This window comes from Streptomyces sp. NPDC031365 (assembly GCF_055569765.1).
Genome location: NZ_JBVIIM010000006.1, coordinates 165,380 through 189,960, shown reverse-complemented (window position 1 = coordinate 189,960; position 24,581 = coordinate 165,380). Strand labels below are relative to the sequence as shown.

Below are 24,581 nucleotides of genomic sequence, written 5' to 3'. Positions count from 1 at the left end.
CCGGCCCGCCCGCCCCGGGACACGCGACCGGACCCGTACAAGCCCGTACGCGACCCGTACAGCGAGCCCGGGTACGCCGAACTTCCCTGTTCAGTTATGCAGAGTGACGAGACGGTCACCCTGTGAATGTAGAAACCGTCACCCCCGTCCATCCGTTCACCGTGCTGCTCAGCCCCACCACACGCGGAGCCCGCCTCGCCCGTCGCCTCGTAGTGAGCCAACTCCTCGGCTGGGGCGTCCCGCACGCAGCGCCCGTCATTGAGGACGCCGGCGCCGTCACGGCGGAACTCGCCGCCAACGCGATCGCCCACGGCCGCACCCCGGGCCGGGACTTCCGTCTCACCCTGGCGCTCGTGCCCACAACCGGCCGACTCCGCATCACCGTGTCCGACACCCGCCCCGACCGGCTGCCGCCGGGCCCCGGCACCCTCAGTACTCCGCCTCCCCAGGCGGAGGGCGGACGGGGCCTGCTGCTCGTGGAGGCCCTCGCGGCCGACTGGGGCTGGACGGCCGACGATCCCGTGATCAAAACTGTCTGGGCGGAGCTCGCCCTGACTCTGGCCTGAAATCGCCATTCTCGATACCGAGCACCGCACTTACCATTACGCTTTCGACTGTCACGATGTTGCAGGTGCCGACAGGGGGAGCGGTGTGACGCGCACGATCCGGATCGACGACGAGGTGTTCGAGGCGCTTCAGGCGCTCGCCGAGCCTCTCGTGGACACACCCAACTCGGCTCTACGTAAGCTTCTCAAGCTCGACCTCCCGGCCTCCGGCGGCACATCTGCCGATCCGGAGGCCGATGATCAGGGCGAGGTGGGGTTTCCGCAGTACGGGCTCGCCGACTTCCTTGAGGACGGCCGTCTGAAGGCCGGTCAGCGGCTGGTGTGGCACCGTCGCAACCTCCGGCGGGAGTACCGGGCCGAGGTGTTGGGCAACGGAAACCTGAAGGTCGAAGGTCTGCGGGTCTTCGGTACACCGTCCCGGGCCGCCGCGGTCATCGCTGGCAACCAGCAGAGCGGGATGCGCGTGTGGTGCACGGAGGATGGCGTGCGTCTGACGGACCTCTGACCGCAGTGCGGCGTGGGTAGGTAGGAAGAGGGCGCGGCCCGGCAGGGAAGGGTGCGGACAGCGTCGTCGGTAAGGGCGGTCCGTACGGTGGCCAGGGGCAGTGCACGAGGGGTGGGGGATCATGGACAGTGGTGCGCAGCGGGCGTACGCCAAATTAAAGTTCCGGGAGAAACTGGCCGACCTGCACGGCGAGTCGTTCGAGACGTTCTTCCACAACCTGATGTGCGTCAGCCATCCGGACTTCGTCGACGTCCGCACCTACGGCTGGCTCGGCGACCAGGGCTCCGACGGACTCAGCCTGCATGCCGAGAAGCTGTACGCCTGCTACGCGCCCTACGCCTTCAACGCTGCCGACATCCGCAAGAAGTTCCGCAAGGACCTGGAGTCGGCGCTCCGCCAGCGACCGGGGCAGTTCAGCACGTTCGTCTTCGTCCACAACGACCCGCACGGTGTCCACCCCGAGCTGGCCACCTGCCTGGCCGAGGCGCGCAACGACCACCCCGGTATCGGGTTCGAGCAGATCGGCCCGAGGAGGCTGTGGGCGGAATTATTACCGCACCCCCGGGAAGTCGTGGAGGACCTGCTCGGCTGCGACATACCGATCGAGGCACAGGTCTTCGGTATCAGCATGGAGAACGAGGTCGCCCGGCTGCTCGACAACCTCAAGGAGCGCCGCCGGACCGCCAACCCCCTGATGGCCCTCGACCCGGTCAACGAGCAGAAGATCGACTTCAATGGGGTGATCGGTGACGAGAGGGACGAGCTCATCACCGGGATGGGACACACCTGGCTGGTCGCGGAGTACTACGCGGGCCTGAACGACCCCTTCGAGGAGGACGAGGTAGCCGCGGGTTTCACCGGCGAGTACCGGGCCTCGCGGGCGCGGCACACCGACCCCGCAGACGTACTGCTCGACCTCCAGCTCTACATCCACGGAAACCGCCTCCAGCATCTGGCACAGCTCAAAGCCGGCTGGGTGGTGCTTGCCTACTTCTTCGAGCGCTGCCATGTTTTCGACAACCCGCCGGACGGCTGGACGTCCGGCGACGCGCTGCGGATATCGGGAGCGAACTGACATGCTCACCCCGACCAAGGGCATCAGCCCCGACCGCGCGCTGCTCACCGTGGGCGCCCAGATCCTCCAGGAACTCGACGGACCGCTCACCGTCAGCCAGGCCTGGGCGCGGCTCAAGGACCGCCGCCTCGCCCTCGGCCATCGCTCTCCGGTCTCCTTCGGATGGTTCGTGCTCGCGCTGGATGTCCTGCACGCCCTCGGCGCTGTTGAACTCCGTGACGATCTGCTGATGCCCCGGAGGCCCTGATGCTGCGCCGACTGACCGCCGACGACCCGCGGTTCCGCAGCCTCGACTTCGGCCCTGGCCTCAACCTCCTCGTCGCCGAGACCGCCGCGGACTCCAGCGACAAGGACAGCCGCAACGGCACCGGCAAGTCCAGCATGGTGGAGCTGCTGCACTTCCTGCTCGGGGCACGGGCCGACAAGAAGCATGTGGCCACCCGCAAGCAGTTGCGGGAGATCTTCTTCGGCCTGGAGCTCGACTGGCCCGGGGCCGACGGCGGCCGGCTCACCGTGCGGCGTCGCGGGGTGCGGCCGGAGACCGTACTACTGGACCAGCGGCCCGAGCCGGACACCGACGCCATCTTCTCCGTCGGCGGGCCGGTCGAGATCGCCACCGTCGAGTGGACGAGACTCATCGAGGAGAACCTGTTCGGCCTGCGGGGCGAGCAAAAGGGGCTCAGCGGCCGCACGATGCTGTCCTTCCTGATCCGGCGCGTCTCCAGCCACGCCTTCAACACGCCGACCCGCACCAACGGCCAGCAGCCGGAGGCGGACGCCGCGGCCAACCTCGCGTACCTCCTCGGGCTGGACTGGAAGCTGGCCGCCGGGTACCGCGAGATCTCCGCGCGCGAGGCGACCCGGCGTCAGCTGCGGCAGGCCGTCAACGACCCTGTGTGGGGGCGGATCGTCGGCAGCACGTCCGAGCTCCGGGGCCAGATCACCATCGCCGAGGAGGAGGTGCGGCGCCTGGAGGAACAGGTCAAGGCCTTCCGCGTCGTGCCGCAGTACGAGGAGCTCAAGCGCCGGGCCGACGACATCGACCGCGGGATCCGTTCGGCCAATGCCCAGGACGCCGTCGACCGGCGCAATCTGTCCGACCTCAAGGCCGCCGTGGCGGAGGCGACCGACCACGATGTGCGCTACCTCGAGCCCGTCTACCGTGAGCTGGGAATCCTCCTCGGTGATCAGGTCAAGCGGCGGTTCACCGACGTCAAGGGCTTCCACGAGTCGATCGTCCGTAACCGCAGGCGCTATCTCGCGGAGGAGATCCAGGCGATCGAGGCGCGGCTCGCACAGCGGGCCGTCGAGCGGCAGACACTGGGCCTCGAACTGGAGCGAGTGCTGCACACGCTCAACGAGGGCGGAGCCCTGGAGGCTCTGACCGCCCTGCAGCAGGCTCTCGCACAGAAGCAGGCGTTCGTCGAGGCGCTGCGGCACCGCTACGAGGCGGCGCAGACGCTGGAAGCCGGCGCACTGGAGATCAAGGCGAAGCGTCTCCAGCTCCAAACCGCGCTGAAGGGCGACCTGGACGAACGCGTCCGGCAGACCGACGAGGCCACCGTGCTCTTCTCCGAGTTCGCACAACGGCTCTACGAACCCGGCCGTCTGGCCTACCTGGAGTTCGACGCGGGCCCCAGCAGCCTCAAGATCGTTCCGCATGTGGACAGCGACGACAGCCGCGGCATCGGCAACATGGTGATCTTCTGTTTCGACCTCACCACCGCGGTGGTCGCGCACCGGCACGGCCGCGGACCCGACTTCCTGGTGCACGACAGCCACCTCTTCGACGGCGTCGACGCCCGCCAGGTGCGCAGAGCCCTGGAGCTGGCCGCCGAGGTGACGGAACGCGAAGACATGCAGTACATCGCCACCCTCAACTCCGACGACCTCCAGAAGGCGGAGCACCTGGGCTTCGACGCCTCGCCGCACCTGTTGAGCGTGCGGCTCGACGACCGGTACGACGACGGCGGGCTCTTCGGCTTCCGCTTCTGAGCGGGACCCTCACAACGGCGCGCCCCGCCGGTTACGATCACTTCCATGACGAGCCCGGAGACCACAGACCTGTCGCAGATCAAGGAGGAGTACTCCGTCGAAGGCGGCCTGGACGTCGAGGAGGAGAGCGAGAGCGACACCTCGCCGCCCGAGATCGACCGGCCCTGGAAACCGGAACAGATCAGGGTCAACAGTAAGCAGTTCTCGCTGCGCAACGCCCTCGACATGATCGAGGACGGGACGCTGGAGCTCGCGCCGGACTTCCAGCGCGGCCGGGTGTGGAAGCTGGGGCAGAAGTCACGCCTGATCGAGTCGGTGCTGCTCCAGATCCCGTTGCCCGCCTTCTACTTCGCCGAGGACGCCGACGGCGCCATGCGCGTCGTCGACGGACTGCAGCGGCTGTCGACCATTTACGACTTCGTGCGCGGCGGCGAGAAGTCCGGCTTCGCCCTCAAGGGCGTGGAGTACCTCACGACGGTGGTGGAGGGGGCCCGCTTCGAGGACCTGCCCGCTCCGTGGAAGCGCCGGATCAACAACGCCCAGATCATGGCGCACGTCATCGACCCGACCACGCCGCCGGACGTCATGTACGACATCTTCAAGCGCATCAACACCGGCGGCACGCCGCTGAACGCGCAGGAGATCCGCCACTGCATGAGCAACAAGCGCAGCCGGGACATCCTCAAGCGCATGACGTCGACCGACGAGTTCAACCGGGCGACGAACTGGCGCAACCACATTCGTATGAACGACCGCGAGATGGCGCTGAGGTTCGCCGGGTTCTGGCTGCTCGGGGTGGACGGATACGCCAAGTACTCCGCCATGGACCCCTTCCTCCAGCACACGACGACCCTGCTGGACGACGATCGGGCCGTACCCACCGAGCGCGCGGAGCGGCTGATGGCCGACTTCGACCGGGCGATGAAGAACGCCCGGCTGCTGTTCGGCGAGTACGCGTTCCGTAAATGGCCCATGGGGATCAACGGCAAGAACCCCATCAACCGCGCGCTGTTCGAGACGTGGTCGATCGTTCTCGCCCGCTATGCGCCGGAGGACCTGGAGCAGCGGCGCGACGCGATCGTCGAGGCCGCCCGCAGGCTCATGACCGCTGACTACACCTACCTGGAAGCCATCACCGCGTCGACCGGCGGGCTGCGCCGCGTGAAATACCGGTTCGAGGAAGCGGCCAAGGCCGCAGAGGCAGGCAAGTGATCACCTCATTACGCGTCCGCAACTTCAAGCGCTTCACCGACGCGTCGTTCGCGCTGCGTCCCCTGACGATCCTCACCGGCCTCAACGGAACCGGTAAGAGCACCACCATCCAGGCGCTGCTGCTCGCCCGTCAGCTCGCCGAGGCGCCCGGTGGGGGCGGCGGCGTCGTCCAGCTCAACGGGCCGTACGGCCTGGCGCTCGGCGAGGCGTCCGAGGTCCTGCATCCCGATGCCCCCGACTCATGCATCGAGATCGGGCTCGAGAGCGACACAGCCGGCCGGGCGGTCACCTACCGCCTTCACGTGCCGGACGAGCAGGCCCTGTACCTGCGGGTCCCGAAGGGCACGCCCGACGGTCCGCCCGAGCTGTCCCTGCGCGGCTGCGGATTCACCTATCTGTGCGCCGAACGCCTCGGGCCGCGCGACCAGCTCGGAGTCTCCGCCGAGCACCCCGACCTCATCGGCGTGGGCGTCCAGGGTGAGTACACGGCGCAGGTGCTGGCCCTCAACGAGACCCGGTCCGTGCGCGAGGAGCTCCAGCACCCGAGCACGGAGGCCACCCATGGCGTGACCACGTTGCGGACCCAGGTGGAGACCTGGGCGTCCGACATCATCCGCCCGATAAAGATCAACGCCCAGTGGCCGCCGGGCATCACCGCGAGCACCATCCGGTTCCAGGAACCGGGCCTGCTCAGTGAGGCGATCCGGCCGGCCAACATGGGCTTCGGATTCTCGTACGCCCTTCCGGTCATCGTCGCCGGACTCCTGACCCGCCCCGGCGATCTGCTGATCGTCGAGAACCCGGAAGCCCATCTGCACCCCGGCGGACAGTCCAAGCTCGGCCGCTTCCTGGCCCGGGTCGCGGGCAGCGGCGTCCAGGTCGTCGTGGAGACCCACAGTGACCATGTCCTCAACGGCGCACGCCTCGCGGTGGCGGACGACCGGGTGCTCGACCCCGAGGCGGGCGTCATCCACTACTTCGGCGACGAAGAGGTCGGCACCGTCCCGATCGACTTCCACGCGAGCGGTGAGCTGACCGAGTGGCCCAAGGGCTTCTTCGACCAGATCGAGCACGACCTCGGGAGGCTGGCCCGTGCCAGGCGCAGGGGGAGGTGAGCCGTACCGGTTCGTCGTGGACGAGTCGTCCTTCGACTTCCGGGGGCTCACGGAGGAGCAGCTGACCGACGCGCTCGACGACTTCAGCGACGCGCTCGCCGAGTTAGGCACGACCCGTCCGGTCGCGGTGTCGCCCTGGTGGGCCGAGACCGAGTGTGCGGACGGGCAACAGCTGTACCAGGTGCTCTACGAGGGCGCACCGCCGAAGGCGGGGCGGGACGCGCGGCTGCGGATGCAGAGCCTGATGGACCGCTGCCCGATCTGGGACATGGATCTGCCGGGATTACCCGGCGAGGTGGAGTTGGACGGAACGACCAGGGAGATGGCCTGGTCGCTCGGGTACGCCCTGGTACGGACCGGTGAGGGCAGCACCGTCGGATGCCTGGTGTTCCCCCGGAGCGAAGCCCCGGGCGGCTGGCGGAAGGTGTCGGCGGCCGCGGTCGAGGCAACCGTGTACTTCTTCAGCGACCCGTCCGCGCTTCCCGACTTCTTCAGAGAGCTCTTCCGCCGGGAGAACGTGACGGAGCACGACTTCTTCGCACGCGCCCGCGAGGCCTTCCCCGAACTGGTCTTCGCGGACTCCCTGACCTTCAACAAGTTCGACGGCTCCTACCTCGTCATGCGCGACTGGGTCGTCGCCGTCCTCGGTGTGGTGCACGACCACTTCCGGGACGCCTACACGGCCAACCCGGGCAACACCAGGGCCATACAGGCCGCGCTCGGCAACCACGGACTCAACCTGTCGCCCGAGAGTCCCAACACCAAGTCCAAGCCGAAGATCATGAAGCAGCGTGACGTCGAGCACGAGAACGAGACCTACCGCTGCGAATGGCACGGCAAGGAGAAGCCCGACCGCAACAGGATCCACTTCAGCCTGCCCGACCAGCGTCTCGGTGGCCGCATCCTCATCGGCATCTTCACCGACCACCTCGACCTCGAGTGACCGGCCGTCAGAAACATGATCGGCGTCGCCTAGAGTGGCCGTGGGGCCGCGTAGGGCGAGGGACGCGGGTGGGGAAGGGCGACAACGGGCATGCACGAGGACGCGCGGGACGACTGGACGCCGGAGGGGTTCGCTGAGCGCCGGGCGCTCTGGTTCGACGGGATCGCACACTCGCTGGAGGTCGCCCTCCAGCACTTCTCTCCTCCGCTCGCGGAGCTGATCCCGCACGACCTCGGAGACCGGACCCTGATCTCCGCGACCGTCCTCGCCCGGCTCGCGGCCGCGGACGTCGCGTGCGCGCAGCTCTCGCAGGCCGCGGTGGACCTCCAGCGCGTCCTCGGGCCGCACAGCGGAACGCTGTCCAAGCGGATGGGGCTGGTCGAGGACGTGTGGCGAGGGATCCGCGCACTGGACCACGCGGCCCTGGCGGAGCTCCACGACATCCGGTTCCTCGCGTGGGAGCTGCCGGACCTCAGCCTGGCGCTGCTCCAGCACTGGGCTTCCCGGCGGGCCGCGGAACTCGCCGAACGGTTCACCAGGCGCGGGCAGGCGGTGCGGGTGGGGACCGGCTGGCCCGCGGTGCACCGGGAACTGAGGGAGCGCTGGGCGTGCGACTCCGACCTCCTGTGGTCGGGCGGCTTCGGCCCCGGTCCCAGGCCCTTCGAGGGGTGGCGGGCCCTCACGGACTTCACGCGGGACGCGGACGACCGGGCGGCAGCGCTGTTCCTCACCGACCAGGTCACCAACTCCGCCGTACGCGGCGTGCTGGAGAACATGACCGCGCGGCCCTTTCCCTACGGGGATCCCGACCATCTGCGCGTCCTCTGGGAGCAGTACGCGCTGGGTCACGCCGTCAGTTCGCTGGCCGAGGCGTCGCTGAGCCTCGCCGACGCCGACTCCGGTGGCTCACCCCTGCCCGGGGGCCTGCGGGCCGCGCTGTCACGTAGCGCCGAACTCGGACGTACCTACCAGGCGTTCACCGTGGAGACCGTGACCAGCAGGCTGACCGCCGTGGAGCGTGCCCTGATCGACCGGCGGGGGACCCCCGAACTGCTGCGGGAGGACTCCTACCTGGAGCAGTGGGCGCTGACGGTGACACCCGGGCCGGGCGATCCCGGCGCCGTACCGGTGGAGTCCGAGCACCTGTACGCCCTTCTTCCGCCCGCGCAGCGGCCCGAGACCCAGGTGCCGGACTGGATGGGGGCGGAGGTGGCCGGCCTGCGGGAGGCCTACGGCAGGAGAGGACGGACCGGCGTGCTCGGCACGCAGTCGTGGTGGCTCTACGGACTCGACGGACCGGAGGAGGTCGAGGCGGCCCTGGACTTCCAGAGCGCGGCGGGCGCGGAGTTCAAGGTGGACCTGGGCGATCCGTCCACCTTCCTGGTCGGCCCGGCGCGCGGGCAGTCGTACCAGGACCTGCTGCAGATGGGATTCGGCTACGACGACGAGGACGCGCACGATCTGTGCCGGATGCTGGCACTCGCCCGCACGGGCCACGCACGTCTCGGTTTCCTCGTGCACGACTGGGCGACGGGCCGGACGCGGATGGTGCGGACGACCGCGGTGGAGATTCCCGGGCCGCTGCGGCAAGCCATGCGGGCCTGTGCCATGGCCGAGCTGGACGCCATGACAGAGAGGGACCCCGGCACCTTGCCCACCCTCCTGGGGTCGGCGGGAGCGGCGGTCGCCGAGTCCGAGGGGGAACAGCACGCGTGGGACCTGGACAGCGGTCTGTTCGCCCGAGGCGACACCCTCTTCTGACCTCATGAACGGGCATTGTGAACTCAGTCAATGCATGAAAAGCTGCTCTCCTCGCTCCATCTCCGTCGAAGAGGCCCGTCCATGGCTCAGAGCACCGATGTTCCGCACCCGATCGACGACGTCGAGCAGCACTTCGACGAGGGCACCTCGTACACGGTGCGGGAAGGGCTGCAGAAGTTCATCGCCGACGACCTCCTCGGCCCCTGGGGCGGCGAAGAGGAGGAGCTGCACCACGACGCCGGCCCTCGCGACCGCTACCTGGTCGGCATGCTCGGCCCGCGGCCCGCTCCGGCCCACTCGGACGAGACCGCCCGTGCGGCGGCCCAGGGCATCGAGGCCGCGCCCGAGGGCGACGGCGACGCGCGGGAGGCCGAGCTGCCCGAACTGCTCACACCGCAGGCGTCCGGCCGGATCTGGGCGCCCTCGATGGGGCTGTCCTTCGTCGTCCCCGCCGACATCGGCACCCTCAGCGTCGTCGCCGCCTGGGGCCGCTACGCCCGCAGCGAGACCCTCGACGACGAGGGCACCGTCCGCCGTCCCTGGAGCCGGGAGGCGGTGCGTCATGTCGAGGACATCAGCGTCCGCGAGCCGGAGGACCACGAGCCGTACTACCTGGAAGGTGCCGAAGGGCAACCGCACATCCGCCTCGACGTCCGCGTGCGCCGGCGTGCCACCACCTCCGGGCCCGACCTGCGGGTCGTCGAGATCGCCCTGGTCAACGGGCTGGAGGACTCCGCCGAACTCCGGGACCAGAACTGGCTCTTCCAGACCCGTCTGTCGGTCACCGCCTTCCCCGACGACACCGCCCCCGTCTTCCTGCCCATCGACGACCCGCTGGCCCCGGCCTTCGAGCACGCGGCCCCCGAGGACCACGAGGACCGGCATCTCCGGCTCCTGTACCGCGACGAACTCCGTCACGCCGTGGGCCGGAACGTGGCCGTGCACGCTCACGTACGCGACGGACAGCGCAACGCCCACAAACTCGAGACCACCTGGCTGCCCACGTACGACGTGCCCACCACCATGGCTCCCTCGGCCAAGGACCAGGAGCTGCTGACCGGGCTGGAACTGTCCATGGACGCACTGGCGGAACTCGCCGTCCCCGGACGGCAGGACGACCTGGCCGCCGCCCTGCGCCCGCTGGCCGACGGCTACGCGGCCTGGCTGCACGGTCAGCGCGCACGCGCGGCCGACCTGCCGGCCGACCTCCGGGACGCCGCCGAGGTGGCCCTCGTCAAGGCGGCCGAGATCGCGGACCGGGTCGGGCACGGCATCGACACCCTGCGCGCCGACGAGCGCGCTCTCGAAGCGTTCCGCTTCGCCAACCGGGCCATGGCCCTGCAGCGGCGCAACACGGCCATCACCGAACTGCGCACCTCCTCCGAGGGGACCACCGCCCCGACGTACGAGGCGGCCAGGACCGAGGTCGAAGGACGCGGACCGCAGGCGGCCGAGTGGCGGCCCTTCCAGCTGGCGTTCGTCCTGCTCAACCTCACCTCCCTCACCGATCCGGCGCACCCGCACCGCGGCACCGGCCGCGAAGCCCTCGTCGACCTGCTCTTCTTCCCCACCGGTGGAGGCAAGACGGAGGCCTACCTCGGCCTCGCGGCCTACACCTTCGCCCTGCGCCGCCTCCAGGGGGTCATCGGCACCGGGCCGGACGCCCGCAGCGGGGACGACGGCGTCGCGGTGCTCATGCGCTACACCCTGCGGCTGCTGACCGCCCAGCAGTTCCAGCGCGCCGCCGCCCTGGTGTGCGCCGCCGAACACCTGCGCCGCGAGGACACCACACGCTGGGGGACCACCCCGTTCCGGATCGGCCTGTGGGTCGGTGGCACCGTCTCACCGAACTGGTTCGACGAGGCCCGGAGCCAGATCGGTATGGCGAAGGAGAGCGCCGACGGGCGCCACGCCGGCGTCATGCAGGTCCTCAACTGCCCCTGGTGCGGCGAGGAACTGCGTGCCGAACGCGATGTCGTCCCGGACGAGGACCGCCGCAGGATCCTCGTCTTCTGCCCTCGTGGCGAAAGCCCGGCCGACGCCTGCCCGTTCTCCCGGATCGCCTCCCGCGCGTTCTTCGGGTCACGGGCGGAGGAGGAAGGACTGCCGGTCCTCACCGTCGACGAGGAGATCTACCGCCTCGTGCCGAGCATGCTGATCGCCACCGTCGACAAACTCGCCCAGCTCCCCTGGAACGGCTACGCGGGCCTGCTCTTCGGCCGTACCACCCAGTGGTGCGACCGCCACGGCCACCGGCACGAGGACCTCGACACCCGCACCGGTTGCGGAAGCCGGCACAACGCCAAGGGCGGTGGCAAGGACAAGGGCGGTCACGACGCCGTCCGCTCCCGGCCCACCGACCGGCTGAGGCCGCCGGACCTGATCATCCAGGACGAACTGCACCTGATCTCCGGCGCCCTCGGCACCACCGTGGGACTCTTCGAAGCGGCCGTCGACCAGTTGTGCAGCTGGCCGGTCACCCGGAACGACGGGGCCAGGCTCCTGGCAGGCCCCAAGATCGTCGCCTCCACCGCCACCACCAAACGTGCCGACGAACAGGTCCGCGGCGTCTTCGGCCGGGCCGTCGCGGTCTTCCCGCCCCAGGTGCTCGACCACAAGGACACGTTCTTCTCCCGGCAGGTGCCGGTGACCGAGGGCACCCCCGGGCGGCGCTACCTCGGCGTGTGCGCCCACGGCACACGGCTCAAGTCCGCCGAGATCCGCCTGGCCGAGATCCTGCTGAGGGCAGGGCAGGACCTCTTCGACCGGTACGGGGCACCCGCCGACCCCTACATGACCCTCGTCGGCTACTTCAACGCCACCCGCGAACTCGCCGGAATGCGCCGCTACCTGGACGACGACGTGACCACCCGGGTACGCCGCAACCCGAGCCGGGTGGGCGACGGAATCGCCGACCGGATCGTCACCCGGTCCGGCATGCTCAACGTCGAGGAACTCACCTCGCGCATCTCCTCCAACCAGATCGGCACTGCCCTCAAACGCCTCCAAGGGCGATTCGATCCCGAGAAGGACACCAGCAGGCGACGCAGGGCCATCGCCCGGGAGATCGCCGACGCCCTGAGCAGCAAGCCCCCGCGCAGGCCGCGCGTCGAGGGCGGCCCCAGAGCCGTCGACGCCGTACTCGCCACCTCCATGCTCCAGGTGGGCGTGGACGTCTCCCGGTTCGGTCTGATGCTGGTCGTGGGGCAGCCGAAGAACACCGCCGAGTACATCCAGGCGTCGTCTCGCGTAGGCCGTTCTCTGGAACGTCCGGGCCTCGTCGTCACCCTCTACAACTGGTCCAGGCCCAGGGACCTCGCCCACTACGAGGACTTCCGGCACTACCACGCGACCTTCTACCGTCAGGTCGAGGCGCTGTCCGTCACACCGTTCACCCGCCGCGCGCTCGACCGGGGTACCACGCCGACGTATGTCGCGGCCCTCCGGCATGCCGTGGACGAACACTCGCGCAACGCGGACGCGCAGACCGTCGACCTCGACGGCGACATCGCCCGTCAGGTGGAGGCACGGCTTCTCGACCGGGCCGAAGCGGTCGCCGGCAGCAGGGCGCGCGGGTATCTGAGCGAGCGGATCCTGGCCCTGAAAGACGAGTGGCGAGAGCGCCGCGACGGCAGCGCCACCCTCGGTTACCGGCAGGAGAAGAAGGCCGACGAGGTCGTCACCGGGCTGCTCCGCACCGCCGACGGATCACGCTGGGACCCGCTCACCGTGCCGATGTCGATGCGTGAGACGGAGAACGAGATCAACCTCCTGCTGCCCGGCGGCGGCAGATACGCCGTGGCCCCCGGCCCCGCCTGGGACTTCAGCGCGACCCAGGGACACGCCGACGACGAGCAGAGCACGGAGGAGCAGGCATGAGCGGGCAGTACCGCAGGGTCGGAGCCGCCCGGCCCAGTCATCTGATGTTCACCGGCGGCATCGGCGCCTTGATCGACCTGCCCAACTTCTCCGTCATAGTCAAAGGTCTCGAGGCCTGGAACCACACCGGCCTCCCCGGTGAGCACTACCTCATCGACGAACCGCGGCTGCGGGCCGCGGTGAACCGGCGACTGCGCCTCTACGGCGCCGATCGCGTCGACGAACTGCGCTCCCCGCCCTGGGCGGAGGGAGGCGACAACAACCCGCAGGGGCCCGCCGCCCAGCACACCGGTGTGCCCGTCACCCCGTTTCCGCAATGGATGCGCTGCACCGCTTGCAACGAGCTCGCCGCCCTCGATTCGGGGTCCTTCGAACTGGTCAACCGCAATCCGCGCACCCCGCACGAGGCGCGCTTCGTGCACGACTGCAAGCGCCGCGGCACCAAACCGCTCGCCGTCGCGGCCCGGTTCACCCTGGTGTGCAGGGACGGCCACCTCGACGAGTTCCCCTACGTCTTCTTCGCCCACGGCGGCACAGGGTGCCCGAAGGCCGAACGGCCGCGGATGCGGATGCGGGACAACGGCGGCAACCAGGCCGCCAACGTGACCATCGAGTGCATCCCCTGCGGCGCGCACCGCAACATCCGCCACGCGATGGGAGAACGCGGTCGGCAGCACCTGCCGCGCTGCCGGGGACGCCACCCTCACCTGGACACCTTCGCGGGCGGTGACGGGTGCTCCGAGAACCCCCTCGTGCTGGTCGCCGGAGCCTCGAACCAGTGGTTCCCCATCACCCTGACCGCCCTCGCCCTGCCCGCCGGAAAGGAGGACGACCTCCGCGCCCTCGTCGAGTCCCGCTGGGCCGAGCTCAACATGATCACCAGCACGGCGATCTTCCAGGCCATGTCCCAGGCACCGCACTACCGGTACCTGAACGAGCACGACGCACAAGAGGTCGTCGACGCGGTCAACGCACACCACCTCGCACAATCCGGGAAGCAGCCGGAGAGCACACCGGCCGACGGCGAAGACCTGCTCACCCCCGAGTGGCAGTTGCTCACCTCCGCGGTCCTGCCCCGACCGACCGAGGACTTCGCCCTGGAGCAGGTCGACGTTCCCGAACCGCTGCGCGGCCTGTTCGCCGACGTCCGGCAAGTGGAGCGGCTGCGCGAGGCCCGTGCCCTCATCGGCTTCACCCGGCTCGACGCACCCGACCCGGAGGACCCGGAACTCGTCCGGCAGGTCTCTCTGAGCACCAGGCCCCGTGGCTGGGTCCCGGCCGGAGAGGTCCGCGGTGAGGGCATCTTCCTGCGTGTGCAGGACACACTGGTGGCCGACTGGGCGGCGCGTATGGAGACGTCCGACACGATGCACGCGCACCGCGACGCGTACGCCCAGTTCCGCACCAACCGCCGGTCGAGACGTATCCCCGGCGGCTTCCATCCCATGGACCACTGGCCCGGCGCCCGGTACATCGCCCTGCACACCTTGTCCCACATGCTGATCCGCACGATCGCTCTGGAGTGCGGATACAGCTCGGCGAGCCTCGGGGAGCGCATCTACGCCGGCACCGACACCGACCCGCGAACCGGCATCCTGATCTACACCGCCGTCCCCGACGCGGAAGGCACGCTCGGAGGCCTCGTGACGCTGGCGGGTGAGCGGCACTTCGAGCGCATCGTCCGCAGGGCACTTGGCGACGCCGCGCACTGCTCATCCGATCCGCTGTGCGCCGAGCGTGTACCGCAGAAACCGTTCGACTACCTGCACGGCGCGGCGTGCCACGCGTGCCTCTTCGTCTCCGAGACGACCTGCGAGCGAGGCAACCGGTATCTGGACCGCCGCTACCTGGTGCCGCTGGGAGGAGACCCCGCGGACCTCTTGACCCCCAGGGAGCTGGTGGAGTGAGCCGACAGGCGTTCGAAGCAGCGGCGGCACACGCCGTCGCCGCTCTCGGTCCGGTCCGGGCCAAGGACCTGGCGGGCTGTTTCGCTCTCGGCCGCAGCCGCGCGTACACCCGGCAGGCACTGCGCGTACCGGAGGCGGAGGCCGCGGTCACCGACGTGTGGGACACCGCCGCGGAGGCCGGGATCAGCGGGATGGAAGCAGCCGCGTACCTGCGGGGATTCGTGGCGGGCTGGACGGGCCGACGTGACGAGGTCGAGGTCGGTACCGTGTGGAGCGGTCCCAGGACACAGAACGTACCCGTGCGCGCCATGGCACAGGCCCTGGTCGAACTGGTGCGGGAGGCGCGCGAGGAGTGCATCGCGATGACCTACTCGGCCCGCCCCTATCCCGCGCTCGGGGCCGCGCTCGCGGACGCGGTCGCCCGCGGCGTTCGCGTCGACGTCGTGGTGGAAACGCTCTCCGGAGCGGGCGGACTGCTCGGAGGACCGGAGCCGGCCGAGGCGTTCCAGGCTGTCGACGGGGTGGGCGTCTGGCACTGGCCCGAGGACAGGCGTGAGGAACGAGGCGCGCGCCAGCACGCCAAACTCGCCATAGCCGACCGGCGGGTGCTCCTGCTCGGCAGTGCCAACCTCACTGCCTCCGGCGCGCGCCGCAATCTCGAGGCGGCGGTGAGGGTGCAAGGCGGTCCAGCACCGCGCCGGGCCGCGGAGCACGTTCGCGAACTACAGCGCCTCGGCATACTGACCCGACTGGGCCGACCACACCGCACGTCATGAGACGGAGGAACGTCCTGTGCCCCAACTCGCTCTCGACATCGGTTTTCTGACCGAGCTCCATACGTTGCAGAAGCCGGTGAAGAAGGGCGTCGTCGACGCCTGGAGGAAGTTCCGGGAGCTGTCGTTGCCACAGCTCCTGGCCGACAAGGGGCTGCACGTCGAGAAGCTCAGGAACGCACTCGACCCACACATCCGGACCATCAGGATCAGTGGCTTCTGGCGTGGGGTCGTCCTCGCCCCGGAGAGCGGGGAGACCTTCGTCCTGCTGAAGGTCCTGCCGCACGACGAGGCCATCGCCTGGGGCAGCAAGCAGAAGTCCAGCATCAACCGCGTCACCCGCGCCGTCGAGGTCCGGGACGCCGGAGCTCTGGAGGAACTGGCGCCGGCAGTCGCGGAGCTGGAGATTCCTGAGAAGCCGCCGCTGTTCAGTGACGTCTCCGATGGAGACATGAGAAAGCTCGGAGTCGACGACGACACGCTCCGGCGGGTCCGCACACTCAACAGCCTCGACCAACTGGAGATGTTCGCCCCGTTCCTCCCCGCCGACCAGTGCGAGGTACTGATGTTCCTGGCCACCGGATGGCCGGTGGAGGCAGTGTGGAGCGACCTCGTCGCCCACCGCCGGGACGAGACCGAGGAGGTCGGGGCAGACGGGTTCGACGAGGCGGTCCGCCGTACGCCGTCCCGCATGGCGCTGGTCACGGCGACGGAAGATCTGCAGGCGATGCTGGACATGCCGTTCGCCGCGTGGCGGGTCTACCTCCACCCCTCGCAGCAGAACGTCGCCTACCGATCCACGTACTGGGGCCCGGCGCAGGTCAGCGGAGGTCCGGGCACGGGCAAGACGGTCGTCGCCCTCCACCGGGTCAAACACCTGCTAGGTCGGCTCGGTCCGGACGAGCGCATCCTGCTCACCACGTTCACCAACGTCCTGGCCGCGTCCTTGCGGGAGTCACTTCGGCAACTGGTACCGGACGCGCGGCTCAGGGACAGAGTGGACGTCCTCACCGTGGACGCGCTGGCCCATCAGGTCGTCGCCCGGCCGGGAGGCGGTGACTTCCAGCCCCTCCGCGGCGGCGAGGAACTCGACTACTGGCAGCGGGTGATCGACGAGCAGGACCTGCCCTGGACGCCGCAGTTCCTCGACCAGGAGTACCGGCACGTCGTCGTCGCCCAAGGGCTCTCCTCGGCCGACGCGTACGCCTCCGCGCGCCGCAGGGGCCGGGGCAGCGGTCTGCACCCCAGCCGCAGACCGCAGGTATGGCAGGCCATCGAACGCTTCATCGACCTGCTGGCCGCGGGCAAACGCTGCACCTACCTCCAGCGTGCCGCTCTCGCCGCCGACCTGGTGACGGCGACCGGGCATCTGTACCGGCACGTCGTCGTGGACGAGGCCCAGGACCTGCACCCCGTCCAGTGGAGGCTGCTGCGCGCCGCCGTTCCCGACGGGCCGGACGACCTGTTCATCGCCGGAGACCCGAACCAGCGGATCTACGACTCCAAGGTCTCCCTGAAGTCCCTCGGCATCTCGGTGGCGGGCCGGTCCACGACCCTGCGGAAGAACTACCGCAGTACCCAGCAGATCCTGCAGTGGTCCGCAGGCATGCTTCTCGGCCACGGCGTGGAAGGGCTCGCAGAGGCCGAGGAGGACGAGGCGCTCAGGCACTACCGGTCCGCGCTTCACGGTGCGATTCCGGAAACTCATGAAGCGAACGGCCCGGATGCGGAGATCCGAGCCCTGGTCGCCAGAGTCCGGCGGTGGCTGGACGCCGGTGTCGATCCCGGTGAGATCGGGGTCGCCACCAGGTTCGCCCGCCAGGGAAAGGCGATCGAGCGTGTTCTCGGGGTGGAGGGGATCCCCGTGAGGCAGCTGCGCCACGACGTCCCCGACGCGTCCCGGGCCGTCGCCGTCGGCACGATGCACGCCTTCAAGGGTTTGGAGTTTCGCTGCGTGGCGGTGCTCGACGTGCGTGCCGGCGCGGTCCCTTACCCCAAGGCTCTCACCCCACCCGAGACCGATCAGCGTCAGTACGACGCCGACCTCATGGCCGAGAGGTGTCTTCTCTTCGTGGCCTGCACGCGGGCACGGGAGGAACTCTACGTGTCGTGGTCGGGACGCCGGAGCGCCTTCTTGAAGCGCTGACGTCATCACACGGTCGGCGGGCCAGCCGACCGGTGCCGGGCCGTGGCGTCTGCTGAGGCGGGTCGCTCCCACGCCGTTCGGCGCAGAGCCTCGCGCCGGGCCTCGAGGGGACGCGCCATGTCCTCCACATGCGGACGGGGCGGCCGGTCGCGGTCGAGGGACTGCACGACGCACTGGAGCAGCTTGTGAACACACTGATGGGGGAAGACCGATGACGACACCTGCCGAAACCACGGCGGCTGCCGAAGCATTCGGAGCGAAGCGCCGTGACTGGCTCGAGCGGGAGATCGCCGCACTGGCGGTGCTCCTGCACGACACCTGTCCGGCCCTGTACAAGATGATGCCGGCCGCGGCCGGTGGCCCCGCCACTCCGGCCGCGGCCGTGGTGGCACAGGTGGCCGCGGACGACGCACAGGCCCGGCCGATGGAGGAAACGGTCCGCCGGCTGGAGCGGCTGCTCCCCGAGGCCGACTGGATCGACCTGCCCGAGTTGTTGTTGTCGCTGCGGTGCGAACTCGCCGCGAGCGAGGCCGTGGCCCTGCGTTCCTGGCATGCCGAGGGCTGGGCCGCCCTGCTGTCCGACCACTGGTACCGGCAGATCACCGTGGCGGAGGGAGGTCCGGCGGCAGAGCACTGGGCGGCCCGCTGGGGTGGTTTCGTACCCCTGCCGGACACGGCACCGGAGACGGCCTGCACCCGGTTCGGGCAGGAACTGGTCGGCCTCGATGCCTTCTTCCGGCGGGAACCGGAGCCCGTCCGGCTGCTGGCCCAGGCCGTAATCGCCGACCCCCGGACCACCAGCGCCGTCGCCGACGCCGTACTGCTCCGCGGCGGGTACCTCCGCGACGCCGGACACCTCGTCTGGCTGGCCGAGCAGCAGGCGTACGCGGACCGGCTGGAGGTCTGGCGCACGGCCGAGCACGCCATCGGTTCCGGGCCGGTCCGGGCATTCCTCGAGGAGTTGTCCCCCGTCATCAAGAGGTACATGTCGGTGGTCGTCCAGCCCACGGTCGACGCCCTCTCTCCGGTCGAGCGGCGCCTGTGGCGTGCGAGCGGCCGGGCGGTGGACCGCTGCGCCGGCGAGTACCTGGACGCCTTCGTGGACTGTCTGCCGGAGCAGGGCGCGGAAGCCTTCCGCGACGACTCCCTGAGCGTCTCCGTGCTCTCCGAAGCCGCCCGGAACCGGGTCCGGGGTGTGCGCACCTGGCACGGAATGCGGGGTTCGACGCCCGTCTGGTATCACATCGTGGCCTCCCCGCAGGAGCGGGCGGCGGCCCTCGCCTACTCGGGCGGGCCCGAGGCCTCCGTCATTCACGTGCACACCGGTCTGGAGGACGCCCCCGGACCGCCGGTCGACCTCTTCGGCGGGCCCACCACCGACCAGGGCGAGTGGTACCCGGACCCGGGGGTCCGCATCGAGTACGCCCCCGACCGGGCCTTCGACCTGGGCGCCCTCCTCGTTCTCGGATCCTTGGAGCACGCCAGGCTCGAATTCCTCGAAAGCACTCCGGACGGTGGCTTCAGGCTGCTCAGGACGGTTCGAGCCCGGCTCCGCACGGAGGACGCGGAACACTGGCGCCGCCAGGCTCTCGAGGCCCTGGACGGCCTGGTCGGCGACCCCGGTTACCTCGCCGAGGCCGTCCTGGACGCGGAGACCGGCGAGGACGACGACGCCGATGACCTGGGCAGTCCAGGCGACGACACCCACGGCGGGATGAGCGGGAACCGTCCCGCCATGCAGGGCCTGCCCAGCGACCTGCTCCGCAAGGTCCGGGCGCTGCTCACCAAGGCCGAGGATCCCGCCGCCACCGAGGAGGAGGCCCGTACCTACCTCGGCAAGGCGACCGAGATGATGGCGAAGTACGGCATCGAGCAGGCGATGCTGGAGGGCCGCGCGGAACCGGTCCTGCCCGTCGACCGCATCATCGCCGTGCGCCCTCCGTACGCCAAGGAGACCAGTACGCTCCTGGGATGGATCGCGAGAGCGATGCGCTGCTCCGTGGTCCACCTCCACTCGCGGCAGCGCGGTTACCGCGCGCACGTGTTCGGCTTCGCATCGGATGTCCACGCAACGGAAGTGCTCTTCGCGAGCCTGCGCCTGCAGATGCTCGACGGGGCGGCCCGCGCGGAACGGCTCCACCGGGCCGATTCCGAGGATGCCCGCGCGTACAAGCGCTCGTGGATGTACGGATTCATGCGGGAGGTCATCCGGCGCGTCGAGGCAACACAGACCGTGGCGCGGGCGGAGGCGGAGCACACGCGCGCACATCCCGGCCGGGGCCGTGACGGACGCAGCGTCGAACTGGTCCTCTCCGACCGGACCCAGGAGGTGGAGGCCCGGGTGACCGCCACCTACCCGAAGCTCGGCAAGGCACGCCGTATCCGCTTCTCCGGCAGTGGCTTCGGCCAGGGCGTGACCGACGGACGGTCCGCCGACATCGGAGGTCCGTCCGTCGATCCGGACGGCAGCCACGGCCGGGCGGGTCTGGACGCGGGCTGACCGGACCGCCCGGCGTGCCTCTCCCGGTGGAGACGCGGCCCGGGTGGACATCACCGTGAGGAGGACGGTGACCGGCTACCACCATGCTGCCCGAGCAGGGCGGATGCGGTCCGTCCCGCGGCCGGCAGGAGCAGGTTCACCCCGGGCCTGACGGAGCAGGAGACCGGGCGGCGCCTCGGCAGCCCGTCGGGGCCGGGTGCGGAAGGGAGTACGGTGGTGTCACCGGGCGCACCTCGTATGCCGTCATCCATCGCGGCGTCGCACCCGAAGAACGGCAAGGGCCGACGCACGACGAACCCGGCCGGAAATGAGCCGCGCGATGCCGTCTGGCCCGCACAGTCCCGCCGACTTCCGCAACCTCTTCCGCGCCCGGCGGTACAGGGCTCTCTGAAGCTCACCGGGCGTCTCGGCGGCCGTCTCGAACCGACCGCCGAGCTGCTCACCGGACCGGACCGGACCTGACCTGACCGCCCGGCGTGCGGCACCGACTACCGGGAGCGCACGCCTCCGAAGCCGTGGTGGTCCCCCACCGTGCCGGCGGAAGGTGCTCGCCTCCCCGGAAGGCGCGCGTAGGGCGTGCGGGTCGGTCAACGCCCCGGGCGGGACGCCCCTCCCGCCGGGAGAGCGCGTTCGCGGGCACCCGGGTGACCGTTCCCGACCGGGCGCTCCCGGCAGCCGCATCACGCCGCACCACGTACGACGACAACGAAACAGAAGGACGTACATGAGTCTGCTGAGTCTCGGAGTTCTGGCCTCCTCCCGCAAGGAGAACGAGTTCCGACTGCCGTTGCATCCCGATCACCTCGACCGGATCGCACCCGACGTACGCGCGAAGGTCTTCCTCGAGGAGGGGTACGGCGAGCGGTTCGGTGTGGGTGACGAAGCGCTGCGTCCGCTGGTGGGCGGACTGCGCTCCCGCGGGCAACTCCTCGCCGAGTGCGATGTGCTGCTGCTGCCCAAGCCGATGCACGAGGACGTCGCCCAACTGCGCGAGGGCCAGGTCCTGTGGGGGTGGCCGCACTGCGTGCAGGACGAGCGGATGACCCAGCTCGGCATCGACCGACGGCTCACCCTCATCGCCTGGGAGGCCATGAACCACTGGACCTCCACGGGCGCCTTCAGCGTCCACGTCTTCCACAAGAACAACGAACTCGCCGGCTACTCCTCCGTGCTGCACGCCCTGCAACTCGGTGGCGTGACCGGCAGCTACGGCCGCCGGATGAGGGCTGTGGTCATCAGCTTCGGCGCCACGGCACGCGGGGCGGTCACCGGACTGGGCGCCCTGGGGGTCTCCGACGTCACGGTGCTCACCCAGCGGGCCGCCGCCGCGGTGGCCTCCCCGATGCCGTCCGTCGTGATGGGCCACTTCGCGGAGCGGGCGGACGATCCGTCCCGTCTGGAGGTGATCACCGGACTGGGTCCCGTGCCGCTCGCCGAACATCTGGCCGGGTTCGACATCATCGTCAACTGTGTGAGGCAGGACACCGACGCGCCTCTGACGTTCGTCACCGCCGAGGAACTCGCCCTGTTCCGGCCCGGGACCCTTTTCGTCGACGTCTCCTGCGACGAGGGCATGGGCTTCGCATGGGCCCGGCCGACCAGTTTCGAGGACCCGATGATCACGGTGGGCCCGGGCTGCCACTACTACGGGGTGGACCACAGCCCGTCCTATCTGTGGAACTCGGCCACCTGGGAGATCAGTGAGGCGCTGCTGCCCTATCTGCGCAAGGTCATGAGCGGCCCCGCGTCCTGGGACGGCGACGCCACGATCAGGAACGCCGTCGAGATCCGCGACGGAGTGGTGGTCAACCCCAAGATCCTTTCCTTCCAGAACCGGACCGCCGAGTACCCGCACCCCCCGGCTGCGGCCCACGGCGCGGCCCCCTCCGCGCAGGCGGTCTGACCCGGCCGCTGTGGCCTGGCCGGAATGAGCGAGGTGCCGGACCGGCACCGCGGTCCGGACGCCGTGGGCTCCGGCCCTGGCCGTCTCCCTCGACTGCCGTGACCGTCTTTCCCGGCGGGGATCCAACCGCCGTCCCCTGTACGGCACATGGGCACGGGAACCCGGCCCGTGGTACGCGGCGGGCACCCGCCGGGTGAACGGTTGATGACGGTCCGTCACGGATCGGTGGGCCCTCCCCGGCCGGGCGGGAGGCGGGAAGACTCATCGGATGGGTTGTGAAGATTGGATGGATGCGGGCACTCCGGTCGCAGGAAGTAACGGTTCCGATTCGGAATGATCCTCCGGCGCCAGGAACGAAGACCCGGAGTGCTTCGGTTCATAAGATCTTCTCGTGCTTGTCCAGCACTTGAGACAACTGGCGTGACTCTTCCACCACGCATCATGTGTGAACACATCTCGCGTGTCCCGTTGCGGGTCCCGCCGGAGGGGAAATCTGTGTTTGCTCTTCATTCCGCGTCCGCCACGACCAGGCGGCGCGTCACCGGACGAGGTGTCGCCGCAGGGGCGGCCACGGCCGGACTGCTGACCATGGGCCTTCTCGTCGGTGCGGGTAACGCCGCCGCCGACGAGGGGGACGTCCATCACCAGGGGGGTGCGGTCGCCACCCTCGACGGGCTGAAGACGTACGACTCCGCCCGTCTGGACGTCGGCGACGGCAAGACCAAGAACATCGCCGCCGGCCTGTTCGAGATGAGCGTCGAGGGCAGCGGCCGCCTGGAGACGTACTGCATCGACATCCACAACCCGACCCAGAACAAGGCGAAGTACCTGGAGACCCCCTGGGCCCAGACCTCGCTGGGCGCCAACGAGAACGCCGGCAAGATCCTCTGGATCCTGCAGAACTCGTACCCGCAGGTCGACGACCTGACGGCGCTGGCCCAGAAGTCGGGTGCCAGCGGGCTGACGGCCAAGACCGCAGCGGCCGGTACCCAGGTGGCCATCTGGCGCTTCTCGGACGGGGCGAAGGTCGAGGCCCGTGACGCACAGGCCGAGAAGCTCGCCGACTGGCTCGAGGCAGAGGCCCAGAACCTCAAGGAGCCGAAGACCTCCCTCACGCTGGAGCCCAACGCGGTCTCCGGCAAGGCCGGCGGCACGCTCGGCCCGGTGACCGTGCGCACCGACGCCGGTCAGGTCTCCGTCGCCGCTTCCGCCGACGCCGCCGGGGCCGGCGTCAAGGTGACCGACAAGAGCGGTAAGGCCGTCACGTCCGCCAGTGACGGCACCGAGCTGTTCTTCGACGTTCCCGAGGGGACGGCCGACGGTTCGGCCTCGCTGACGGTCAAGGCGACCACCCAGATCCCGGTCGGCCGCGCGTTCGCGAGCCCCAGCAAGAGCCAGACGCAGATCCTCGCCGGCTCCAGTGAGTCCACGGTCACGGCCGACGCGACCGCGAACTGGGCCACCAAGGGCGCCATCCCCTCGGTCACGGCGGAGAAGAACTGCGCCAAGGGCGGCGTCGACGTCACGGCGAGCAACGAGGGCGACAAGCCGTTCACCTTCGAACTCGCGGGCACCGAGCACACGATCGAGGCGGGCGGGACCAAGACGGTGACCGTCCCGGTCGACGAGGACGCGGCGTACGACATCACCATCGAGGGCCCGAACGGCTTCTCGGAGCGTTTCCAGGGCGTCCTGGACTGCAAGACCCAGGGCACCCCGGGCACCGAGACGCCGGGCACGGACGGGGACACCCCGTCCTCGGCCCCCAGCCCGGCCGGCGGCTCCGCCGAGGACACGACGGGCGGCGAGGGCGACCTGGCGAACACCGGCAGCTCCAGCGCGACCCCGGTGATCGCGGGTGTCGCGGTGGCCCTCGTGGTCGCGGGCGGCGCGGCGATGTTCGTCCTGCGCAGGAAGAAGGCGGCCGCCGGGGAGTGACCGGCAGCTGACCCGGCGGACGGGCCCGGCCCACGCGATGCGTGCGCCGGGCCCGTCTGCCATGGAGGCCCGTGCCGGGCGCTCGCCGCGCCGGTACCGGAAGCAGAAGCGCCCCGGCCGGTCGCCTCCTCCGCAGGCTCCACGGAGCCCGGGTCCGGCATCCGGCGGCCCTGCTCCACCGAGGCCACCGTGTGCTTCGAGAAGCGGACCGTGGCGGCGAACTCCTCCCTGCTGAGGCCCGCTCGCGGAGACCGGCCGGGGCATGGTCCTCGTGGAGGCCCTCGCCGACCGGTGGGAGGTCCTGGACCGCATCCCCGTCGGCAAGACGGTCGCCGCCGAACTGGACCTGCCCGGCTGACGGTC

Annotated in this window: 16 protein-coding genes and 1 pseudogene; all 17 read left to right on the top strand. The window is 70.0% G+C overall.

Translation table 11 applies throughout. The features are described from left to right. Positions 1-122: 122 nt before the first annotated feature. A complete protein-coding gene (locus ACZ5C2_RS12660; protein WP_407111338.1) occupies positions 123-566 on the top strand; it encodes an ATP-binding protein in 444 nt (147 codons plus the stop codon). A gap of 85 nt (positions 567-651) precedes the next feature. After that, positions 652-1,071 (top strand): restriction system modified-DNA reader domain-containing protein, encoded by a 420-nt coding sequence (locus ACZ5C2_RS12655; protein WP_407111339.1) that lies wholly within the window; start codon positions 652-654, stop codon positions 1,069-1,071. A 121-nt stretch (positions 1,072-1,192) separates the two neighbouring features. Then, the gene (locus tag ACZ5C2_RS12650) at positions 1,193-2,146 is read left to right on the top strand and encodes an ABC-three component system protein (RefSeq protein WP_407111340.1); all 954 of its coding nucleotides are present in this window, start codon (positions 1,193-1,195) and stop codon (positions 2,144-2,146) included. Position 2,147: 1 nt separating this feature from the next. Then, positions 2,148-2,393: an ABC-three component system middle component 6 gene (locus ACZ5C2_RS12645; RefSeq protein ID WP_384713803.1), complete on the top strand. Its 246-nt coding sequence runs from the start codon at positions 2,148-2,150 to the stop codon at positions 2,391-2,393. After that, on the top strand, positions 2,393-4,141 hold the full coding sequence (locus ACZ5C2_RS12640; RefSeq protein WP_468789412.1) for an ABC-three component system protein: 1,749 nt from the start codon (positions 2,393-2,395) through the stop codon (positions 4,139-4,141). Before ACZ5C2_RS12645 ends, ACZ5C2_RS12640 begins: the two co-directional genes overlap by 1 nt. A gap of 45 nt (positions 4,142-4,186) precedes the next feature. Further along, complete coding sequence (locus tag ACZ5C2_RS12635; RefSeq protein WP_386497668.1) at positions 4,187-5,353, top strand: DUF262 domain-containing protein; 1,167 nt, start codon at positions 4,187-4,189, stop codon at positions 5,351-5,353. Beyond that, entirely contained in the window at positions 5,350-6,468 is a 1,119-nt protein-coding gene (locus tag ACZ5C2_RS12630; RefSeq protein WP_386497671.1) for a DUF3696 domain-containing protein, read from the top strand. Before ACZ5C2_RS12635 ends, ACZ5C2_RS12630 begins: the two co-directional genes overlap by 4 nt. After that, complete coding sequence (locus ACZ5C2_RS12625; protein WP_386497674.1) at positions 6,446-7,411, top strand: hypothetical protein; 966 nt, start codon at positions 6,446-6,448, stop codon at positions 7,409-7,411. The genes ACZ5C2_RS12630 and ACZ5C2_RS12625 overlap by 23 nt, the downstream gene beginning before the upstream one ends. 90 nt (positions 7,412-7,501) lie before the next feature. Beyond that, positions 7,502-9,172, top strand: coding sequence for a hypothetical protein (locus tag ACZ5C2_RS12620; RefSeq protein WP_468789410.1), 1,671 nt, complete (start codon positions 7,502-7,504; stop codon positions 9,170-9,172). Positions 9,173-9,253: 81 nt separating this feature from the next. Continuing rightward, complete coding sequence (drmA, locus tag ACZ5C2_RS12615) at positions 9,254-13,051, top strand: DISARM system helicase DrmA (protein ID WP_407111343.1); 3,798 nt, start codon at positions 9,254-9,256, stop codon at positions 13,049-13,051. Beyond that, positions 13,048-14,958 carry a DrmB family protein gene (gene drmB, locus ACZ5C2_RS12610; RefSeq protein WP_468789407.1) on the top strand — a complete coding sequence of 637 codons (1,911 nt, stop codon included), beginning with the start codon at positions 13,048-13,050 and terminating at the stop codon, positions 14,956-14,958. Before drmA ends, drmB begins: the two co-directional genes overlap by 4 nt. Beyond that, the gene (gene drmC, locus ACZ5C2_RS12605) at positions 14,955-15,734 is read left to right on the top strand and encodes a DISARM system phospholipase D-like protein DrmC (protein ID WP_386497686.1); all 780 of its coding nucleotides are present in this window, start codon (positions 14,955-14,957) and stop codon (positions 15,732-15,734) included. Before drmB ends, drmC begins: the two co-directional genes overlap by 4 nt. Positions 15,735-15,750: 16 nt before the next feature. Then, positions 15,751-17,877, top strand: a complete 2,127-nt coding sequence (locus ACZ5C2_RS12600) for a UvrD-helicase domain-containing protein (protein WP_407111344.1) — start codon at positions 15,751-15,753, stop codon at positions 17,875-17,877. Positions 17,878-18,088: 211 nt separating this feature from the next. Beyond that, positions 18,089-20,377: a DUF2786 domain-containing protein gene (locus ACZ5C2_RS12595; protein ID WP_468789404.1), complete on the top strand. Its 2,289-nt coding sequence runs from the start codon at positions 18,089-18,091 to the stop codon at positions 20,375-20,377. 724 nt (positions 20,378-21,101) lie between these two features. Further along, a complete protein-coding gene (locus ACZ5C2_RS12590; protein ID WP_468789402.1) occupies positions 21,102-22,280 on the top strand; it encodes a N(5)-(carboxyethyl)ornithine synthase in 1,179 nt (392 codons plus the stop codon). Positions 22,281-22,868: 588 nt separating this feature from the next. After that, complete coding sequence (locus tag ACZ5C2_RS12585; RefSeq protein ID WP_468789567.1) at positions 22,869-24,218, top strand: Cys-Gln thioester bond-forming surface protein; 1,350 nt, start codon at positions 22,869-22,871, stop codon at positions 24,216-24,218. 238 nt (positions 24,219-24,456) lie between these two features. Next, positions 24,457-24,576: pseudogene (locus tag ACZ5C2_RS12580) on the top strand (ATP-binding protein); the annotation flags it as partial. Between the last annotated feature and the right edge of the window lie 5 nt (positions 24,577-24,581).

Excerpts from the sequence above, each read along its gene's own strand:
- ACZ5C2_RS12620 (WP_468789410.1), top strand. The coding sequence starts at position 7,502 with ATGCACGAGGACGCGCGGGACGACTGGACGCCGGAGGGGTTCGCTGAG.
- ACZ5C2_RS12595 (WP_468789404.1), top strand. The coding sequence starts at position 18,089 with ATGACGACACCTGCCGAAACCACGGCGGCTGCCGAAGCATTCGGAGCG.
- ACZ5C2_RS12645 (WP_384713803.1), top strand. The coding sequence starts at position 2,148 with ATGCTCACCCCGACCAAGGGCATCAGCCCCGACCGCGCGCTGCTCACC.
- ACZ5C2_RS12635 (WP_386497668.1), top strand. The coding sequence starts at position 4,187 with ATGACGAGCCCGGAGACCACAGACCTGTCGCAGATCAAGGAGGAGTAC.
- ACZ5C2_RS12650 (WP_407111340.1), top strand. The coding sequence starts at position 1,193 with ATGGACAGTGGTGCGCAGCGGGCGTACGCCAAATTAAAGTTCCGGGAG.
- ACZ5C2_RS12585 (WP_468789567.1), top strand. The coding sequence starts at position 22,869 with ATGGGCCTTCTCGTCGGTGCGGGTAACGCCGCCGCCGACGAGGGGGAC.
- ACZ5C2_RS12640 (WP_468789412.1), top strand. The coding sequence starts at position 2,393 with ATGCTGCGCCGACTGACCGCCGACGACCCGCGGTTCCGCAGCCTCGAC.
- drmA (WP_407111343.1), top strand. The coding sequence starts at position 9,254 with ATGGCTCAGAGCACCGATGTTCCGCACCCGATCGACGACGTCGAGCAG.
- ACZ5C2_RS12590 (WP_468789402.1), top strand. The coding sequence starts at position 21,102 with ATGAGTCTGCTGAGTCTCGGAGTTCTGGCCTCCTCCCGCAAGGAGAAC.
- drmB (WP_468789407.1), top strand. The coding sequence starts at position 13,048 with ATGAGCGGGCAGTACCGCAGGGTCGGAGCCGCCCGGCCCAGTCATCTG.